The organism is Tsukamurella soli (genome assembly GCF_039541155.1).
GTDB lineage: Bacteria > Actinomycetota > Actinomycetes > Mycobacteriales > Mycobacteriaceae > Tsukamurella > Tsukamurella soli.
In genome coordinates this window covers 1-4764 of record NZ_BAABFR010000183.1, presented here as the reverse complement: position 1 = coordinate 4764, position 4764 = coordinate 1, and the positions used below count along the sequence as shown (strand labels likewise).

Sequence of the window (4764 nt, the reverse complement as noted above, 5' to 3'; positions counted from 1 at the left end):
GGGGGCGGCGCGGACGGGTCCTCGTGATCCGCGCGGCCCGCCTGTCGTGCGTGCTGTTCGTCCTCGCCGCGCTGCTTCCGTGGGCCGCCCCCGATGCGCACGCCGGCATGCCCATCGCACAGTTCGTCCGCATCAGCCTCGACCAGATGACGCCCGACGTGGTCACCAACGCATCGCCCGACAACGTCATCGTCCTGGGGACGCTGACCAACTTCGGCGACCGCGACGTCTCCGACCTCGAGGTACGGCTCCAGCGGGGTCCGGCGCTGACCTCGTCGGACGACATCCGGTCGACGCTGGTGGCCGACAACAACACGTACGACACCATCGGGCGGTTCCACAAGGTGGTATCCGTGCTGCATCCGGGGCAGCAGGCGTCGTTCGCGCTGTCGATGCCCGTCCGATCGACCACGACGACCAGCGGACCGACGCTGGGGATCCACCGGCCAGGCGTGTACCCACTGCTGGTGAACGTCAACGGCAAGCCGGCCTACGGCGGGGTGGCACGCCTGGACGACAGCCGGACACTGTTGCCTGTGCTGTCGCTGCCGCAGTCCCAGGCCACGGCCTCAGGCACCGGGCGGTCCGGCAGTGCCGCACAGCCCGACGGCGGCGCACAGCCCGACGGCGCCGCCCAGTCCGGGACGATCGAGAAGGCCGTGACCACCTCGCCCGCGCGCCTGACCATGCTGTGGCCGCTCGCCGACAACCCCAAGCTGGCCGGTGGCGTGCCCGGCGGCGGCGATCCGCCGGTGCGGCTCGTCGACGACGCCCTGGCGGCGTCACTCGCCCCCGGCGGTCGCCTGTACGGCCTGCTCGACGCCTACGATTCCGCGACGCGGGGCAACGATCCGGCCGCGCAGGCGTTGCGGACGGCCACCTGCGTGGCCATCGACCCGGACCTGCTGGTCACGGTGCAGGCGATGACCGGTGGCTACCTCGTCTCGCGCGATCCCGGCGACGCCCACTCGCCCGCCACGCCCGGTCGCGGCTCGGCGGCGGCCACAGCCTGGCTGGCCCGGCTACGCGCTGTGGCGGCCCGCTCGTGCACCGTCGCGCTGGCGTTCGGCCAGGTCGACCTGGACGCGCTCGACGCCACCGGCAACGCCGCCCTGCTGCGCGCAGCGTTGACCGCCCCGGCCGACGTGATCGACAGCGTGTTGGGCGTGGCCTCGCAGCGGGGCATCGCCGTCCCCGCGTCGGGGATGCTGCTGGCACCGGGCGCGGCCGCGCTGCGCTCGACCGGCGTGCCCGCCGCCGTGATCGCCGCGACGGCGGTCTCGGCTCCGAATAAGGCGTCGCCGCGCGGGGCGTCGGGGTCCGGCACCGACACGCAGGGAACCGGGTCCGATGCGCAGGGGGACGGCATCGTCGGCCTGGGCAGAGGACTCGCGGCCGCGACCTTCGACCCCAACATCACCGCCGCGCTGGGCGCCATGGGCGAGTACCCGGCGGGCAGCGAGGACCACGTGCGGCCGGGCGACACCGGCACCGACAGAGTCGCCACGCGGTTCCCGCTCGGGGAGGAGTCCGCAATGTCGCGGCGGCTCGCAGCGGTCGGGGCCCTGATGCAGCCGGCGCTCGACCCGACCCAGCGGATCGCCCCGCCCGGCGGTTGGGCCGCCACCGTCGACCCGGATCCGATCGGCACCGTCATCGACGGTCGCAGCGAGCTGGTCGCGCCGCCGCAGGTCTGGGCTGCGTCGCCCGACGATGCCCGCGCCGTACTGACCGCCGCATCCACCCTGCTCACGGCCGGCCTCGCCGTCCCGCGTCCGTTCGCCGAGGTCGCGGGCGCTGCGCAGTCGGAGGCGGCGACGCCCACCCGGCCGGTCCGCGCGCCTCGGCGGCCGCCGGGCACGGCGCCGCCCACGATGCCCGCCTGGATCGTGGCGTCCGCCGCCGGTTACGCAGCCGACCTCGACCAGTTCGGCCGGTCGCTGGTCGCCGAGCCGAAGGGCGGGCTGACGCCCGGACGGTACATCTCGCCGCTGCGGGAGGACGCGCTGCGGGCGCTGCGGTTCGCTCCGCACCGCGCGGCCGTCGACGGTGACGCGCGCATCCGGCTCGCGGCGGCCCGCGGGTCCCTGACCGCCCAGCTCGGCTCGGTGACCATCGTCGCGCCGGGCGGCAGCTACACGCTGGCGTCCCAGAAGGCACCGATCCTGCTGGTCGCACGGAACGACCTGCCGCTACCGATCACCACCACGATCCGCTGGTCGGCGCCCGACGGGGTGTCGATCAACAGCTCGGAGGTCGAGGAGTTGCCGCCGCGCGGCACCCGCCAGATCGAGCTGCCGACCAAGGTGAACTTCTCGCGGATGATCGCCGTCGACCTGTCGCTTCAGACCACCGCCGGCCAGGATCTCGGCCAACCGATCCGCGTGACCGTGCATTCCAATGCGTACGGCCGAGCGCTGTTCATCATCACTATCGGTGCCGGCGCGCTGCTGGTGCTGCTGTCCGGGCGGCGCCTGTGGCGTCGGTTCCGGGGCCGGCCGGACCCGGCCGACGTCGACCGCCCGCCCGCGGATGAGCACGACCGGCTGATGGCGAACAGCTACGCTGCGCATACGTCGCCCCGCCGTGCCCCGGCGGACCGTCCCACAGAGGAGCCATGAGTCGAGCAGCCCCCCGCCGCATCGAGCCACACCGCGCCGGTGGGACCACTGCCGTGTCCGACGCCGCCGCTTCGGGCGACGGGGGCGGCACCGGTCGCCTACTCGCGTCGTCGAGTTCGCTCGCCGTAGCGACCCTGACCTCCCGGATCACGGGCTTCGTGCGGACGCTGCTGGTGGTCGCCGTGCTCGGCCCCGCGGTCACGTCCGCGTTCACCGTCGCGAACCAGATGCCGCAGCAGATCTCCGAGTTGGTGCTCGGCCAGGTGCTCAGCGCGCTCGTGGTGCCTGTGCTGGTGCGCGCCGAGATGGAGGACTCCGACCGCGGACAGGCGTTCTTCGAGCGTCTGCTGACCATGGCGCTGACGGTGTTGGGCATCGCCCTGGTGGCGTCGCTGCTGATCTCGCCGGTGCTGGTGGGCGTCCTGGTGGGCGGCAGCAAGGTGAGCTCGTCGCTGACGCAGGCGCTGGTCATCATGTTCCTCCCGCAGCTACTGTTCTACGGGCTGTCGGCCCTCTTCAGCGCGGTGCTGAACGTGCACGGATCGTTCCGACCCGGCGCCTGGGCACCGGTCGCGTGCAACGTCGTGCAGATCGCGACGTTGGTCGCCTACGTCGTCGCGCCAGGGGAGCTGACGCTGAACCCGGTCCGGATGGGCGAGCCCAAGCTGCTGATCCTGGGGATCGGCAGCACCCTGGGTGTTCTCGTCCAGGCCTGCGTGCAGATCCCTGCGATGCGGCGGGCCGGCATCCGGCTACGCCTGCGGTGGGGAGTCGACGACCGGCTCAAGCACTTCGGCGGCATGGGCGTCGCGATCGTCATCTACGTCGCCATCTCGATCGCCGGCAGCTACGTGGCCACCCCGGTGGCCGCCCACGCCTCCGAGGCGGGCCCGGCGATCTACCAGTACGCGTGGCTCGTATTGCAGCTGCCGTACGGCGTGATCGGCGTGGCGCTACTCACGGCGATCATGCCGCGGCTGTCGCGGAACGCCGCACGCGGGAATCGGGAGGCGGTGATCGACGACCTGTCGGTGGCCACCCGGCTGACCATGGTCGCGTTGATCCCGATCGTGGTGTTCACCACGTTCTTCGGCGAGTCCATCGGGCGGGCGCTGTTCCACTACGGACACGTCGACGCCGCGGTCGCCGAGCACCTGGGCACGGCGCTGTCGTTCGAGGCGTTCGTCCTCATCCCGTACGCCATGGTGCTGATCCATCTCCGGGTGTTCTACGCGCAGGAGAAGCCGTGGACACCCACGCTGATCATCCTGGTGATCACCGGCGTGAAGGCCACGCTCTCACTGCTGGTCCCGCACTTCGTGCACAACGGCTTCCGGGTGGTAGAGCTGCTGGGGACGGTGACGGGCATCGCATTCACCGCGGGTGCGACCATGGGCTGGGTGCTGCTGCGCCGTGACCTCGGCCGGATGCAGCTGACCAACGTGCGCCGGGTGCTGCTGACGACCACCGCGGTGTCCCTCGCCGCGACCGCCGCGATCTGGGGCGCGCTACAGCTGCGCCCGATGCGCTGGGTCGCGCTCGACGCGGGCCCGCTCGGTGCGGTGGCCTACCTGGCCGTCGGCGGGGTGCTGGCGCTCACCCTGACCTACGCCGTGCTCGCCTACCTCGGTGTCCCGGACGTCGTCGCCATCGCCGCTCCACTGCGGCGGGTGGCGGGCAGGTTCGTACCCGCGCTGCGCATCGAGCCCGACACCGACGCCGGTGGACGGGACGAGCGGGCCGCCCTGGCGGAGCGCGCCGAGGAGATCACGGCGCAGCTGCCGAGGATCGCCGACGATATCCACCTCCCGTATGCTGGCCGCAGCCACGTCCCCCGCCGGTTCGACACCGAGTTCGGTGGCCACCGACCGTCCGACGGCTCTGGTGCGCATCCCGCCGGCGTCCGCTATCGCAGAAGAGGAGCGTTCGCAGTGACCGACGACTCGGAGCCTTCGAACGCACCGGGCTCCCGTGCACCGGGCGCCGCTGAACCGGGTACGGCTGCCGGCCCTGAGGGCGCACCCGACACGACCGGTCCGACGGGAGAGTCCTCCGTCGGCATCCGCGGCCGGCGCACGCCGCTGCCCGCCGAGCGCGCCGCCGACATGCGCCCCACGACCGGGGCTGTGCCACCGGCACCGTC

The 4764-nt window shown here is 72.8% G+C and carries 2 protein-coding genes; both read left to right on the top strand.

The features are described from left to right. Positions 1-2621 (top strand): DUF6049 family protein (locus ABD908_RS26585; protein ID WP_345001798.1); only part of this gene is annotated, 2621 nt, incomplete at its 5' end. Continuing rightward, positions 2618-4764: lipid II flippase MurJ (gene murJ, locus ABD908_RS26580; protein ID WP_345001796.1), on the top strand; the 2147-nt coding region annotated here is incomplete at its 3' end. The genes ABD908_RS26585 and murJ, both read left to right, overlap by 4 nt.